This window comes from Xenorhabdus entomophaga, from assembly GCF_037996725.1.
In the GTDB taxonomy this organism is placed as follows: domain Bacteria; phylum Pseudomonadota; class Gammaproteobacteria; order Enterobacterales; family Enterobacteriaceae; genus Xenorhabdus; species Xenorhabdus khoisanae.
Genome location: NZ_JBBMXH010000208.1, coordinates 1 through 2,665, shown reverse-complemented (window position 1 = coordinate 2,665; position 2,665 = coordinate 1). Strand labels below are relative to the sequence as shown.

Sequence of the window (2,665 nt, the reverse complement as noted above, 5' to 3'; positions counted from 1 at the left end):
CCAAGGAAGAAATCATTGTTATCCGGCAGAATAAGTACCTCAATAACCTCATTGAGCAAGATCATCGCAACCTCAAACGACGAATCTCTTCCATGCTAGGATTCAACAATTTCAGGCGGGCACAGACCCTGTTAGCAGGCATTGAATTGGTCAGTATGCTGCGTAAAGGACAATATTTGCAAAAGCCGGAATGCCCGATGTCACCCGCTGCATTTTTCTATCAACTGATTGTGTAAACATTCATCCATGCAATTTCGCTAGCGACCTCTCTGTTAATGCGACAGAACCAGATTTTTATTCTTTAAGCAAAGGCGAATTTCGATCTTTGAGGGCCAGTAAGTATTTTGCTTCGTCGTAACAGGTTCTGGTTTTCCAACAACGGTAAATGATCCTTATCCATTTAAACGCCAGTGCTCGGATTGCGGATTGATGAGACTTCCCTTTTTAACGTTGCCCCAAATCAGTTCTATCCAGAAGTGAGTTAGAGCAAGTTGCCTGATTTTGTCACACCATAAAATTGGAACGGGTAGATTGCATTCTCATCAATTCAAATAATGCCATCGCGCTTCTGACATTATTTTCTGTCTCGGAAAATGAATTACGCATTGACCTTATGATTTCCGTTCATTAGCGTGGTCAGACTTATCGATGATCCGGTCGCTTGTAAGGATCACCTTCGGGCAGCGACACCCACACTCCCGTAGCCTGCAAGGGAGTACACACTGTGTGGTACATCTGCCCACCTTTGGAAGCAGATATCATCTTTGTTGATGATGAAGGTTATTTAATCCACCCTGGCATGATGCCAGCCACCCAACGGGGAATACGTTTCCCGCCGGGCAATGTGTTCTCCGTTGTTTTCAGGGAGTCCACAATGCAACAAAACGAAACCAGGACAACGGTGCATTCTGTACCGGTGTCTGAATTGTCCCCTTTTGAGGACGTTTTTCCGCAAACCAGCCCACTGGAATTGATGCTGCTGGAACACACGGTCATTAAAACGGCGGTCACGCTGTGTGAGGATTACCGGTGTGATAAATGGCAGTGCCGGAAAGTGTCGGATAAAATTGCCTATGCCGTGCCGACACGCGCTGACACGTATGTGGTCAAAAACGAGACCACCGACTTTAACGGCGAGGTGTCAGCGGATACGTTCGGGCTGATGGTCACCCTGAGCGTACTGGGCTATCTGACGGCACTGATAAAGCAGGATGAAATCGCTGAACGGTTGTGTGATTTGCGGGAATACGCGCTGCAACATCCCCAGGCCCAGTGTATTCGGGAGGCTTTAGGTTTAGCGGGGTCATGACGATAATTTAATCCACCCTGGCATTACGCCAGCTACCCGGACGGGGAACATGCTTCCCGTCGGGCAGGGTGTTCTCCGTCTTTTTTATTTACAGGAGAACATGATGCAAAAAAGTGAACTTATCATGCTGGACAGTCCCGCGCTGTCTGCGGCATTTCCCGGTAAAAAACCGCTGGAGCGGTTGTTTCTGGGGTTTCTGATTGCCAATACCGCCTCACATTTATGTGGTGCATATCAGTATGAATACTGGGACAGGCGGGATGTTTCTGAACAGCTGACTTATATGGTGCCGACATCCGCTGCCACCTATTCTGTCTGTCTGCCGGACAGTGTGTTAACCCTCACACTGTCTGCTGATGCCTTCGGGCTGGCGGTGACGTCAATCGTGCTTGCCCGTATCGCTGCGCTGAATGAGCCGAATGCGGATGCCTGTCGGTTTCGCGAATTGCGGGAATATGTGAATCAGCATCCGGAAAACGCTCTGATAGGGTCAGTCATGACATTGAGACTCTCCGAGGACTTTATCAGCCCGTCATTAACCGAAAATCAAAATAATAACTCTCACTGAAGTTACCAGCCCATGATGCTGTTAATCCTTTTCTTAAGCGCCTGACCAGGGAGCAGAAAACACCTTCCCGGTCTCGGGCGGGTGTTTTCTTTATTTGACCTCCAATCAAGGAAATACCGATGCACCCGATTTTTTTACCGGTATCGGATGATACCGACCCGGAATTACGTGAAGACATTTTTACCGTGCAGGTCACCGGCCTGATGCAACACCCGCAAGCGAGGCAATCACTGCGGGAAGAAACCCTGACCGTGTGCGAAACGGCTTCGGTAACTGAAGCGGTGCAGCGGCTGAAGGTTATTCACCTGCTGGGCGACTGGCCGATGCCGGAAACGTTATCTCATCAAACGAAAGGCGTTTTTTTCCCGCTGACCGTCATGATTTATGACGCTCAGGATGAAAAAGTGCTCGGTGGTCGGTTTTATGACGAGATTGTCTGGGCGCAGCCGGTGACACGGGCCTCAGAACGCCTGTCACTGGAAAAGCAACAGCAGCAGTTATGTCAGTCAGCCGTGTTTGAGCAGGGCTGGCAGAATGCGCAGGCTGCTCGTGTATTGCGGCATGAGGCGCATTTATTGTCGCTGCATGTGGTTTCACCCTGTTATCAACAGTGCCGTGAAGTGCTGGATATTCTCCGGCACGGAACGACAGTCAGCATTTAACCCGTGAGGTATGACTACCGCCGGGGGCTGCCCCGGAAACACAGGCGGCACAGAGTGTGTTATGGCAGGCCGTCGTGTTCTGGGCGGCATTGTTTTACCACCTGCCGTTGTTGCGGCAACTGGAAG

At 50.0% G+C, this 2,665-nt stretch carries 4 protein-coding genes and 1 pseudogene; 4 read left to right on the top strand and 1 reads right to left on the bottom strand.

Annotated elements, in window-relative coordinates; translation table 11 throughout:
• The coding region (locus AAC854_RS22070) for a DDE-type integrase/transposase/recombinase (RefSeq protein WP_340618972.1) at positions 1 to 236 on the top strand (236 nt) is incomplete at its 5' end.
• Between the two features lie 58 nt (positions 237 to 294).
• On the opposite strand, the pseudogene AAC854_RS22065 reads toward AAC854_RS22070, so the two are convergent.
• A pseudogene (locus AAC854_RS22065) lies at positions 295 to 444 on the bottom strand (IS110 family transposase); the annotation flags it as partial.
• A 280-nt stretch (positions 445 to 724) separates the two neighbouring features.
• Between AAC854_RS22065 and AAC854_RS22060 the strand changes: the two are divergent.
• The 3 genes from AAC854_RS22060 to AAC854_RS22050 all read left to right on the top strand — a co-directional run bounded on the left by AAC854_RS22060 (position 725) and on the right by AAC854_RS22050 (position 2,539).
• Positions 725 to 1,309 (top strand): antirestriction protein, encoded by a 585-nt coding sequence (locus AAC854_RS22060; RefSeq protein ID WP_340618971.1) that lies wholly within the window; start codon positions 725 to 727, stop codon positions 1,307 to 1,309.
• 103 nt (positions 1,310 to 1,412) lie between these two features.
• Positions 1,413 to 1,877 (top strand): antirestriction protein, encoded by a 465-nt coding sequence (locus AAC854_RS22055; RefSeq protein WP_340618970.1) that lies wholly within the window; start codon positions 1,413 to 1,415, stop codon positions 1,875 to 1,877.
• A gap of 119 nt (positions 1,878 to 1,996) precedes the next feature.
• Positions 1,997 to 2,539 carry a hypothetical protein gene (locus AAC854_RS22050; protein WP_340618969.1) on the top strand — a complete coding sequence of 181 codons (543 nt, stop codon included), beginning with the start codon at positions 1,997 to 1,999 and terminating at the stop codon, positions 2,537 to 2,539.
• Positions 2,540 to 2,665: the final 126 nt, after the last annotated feature.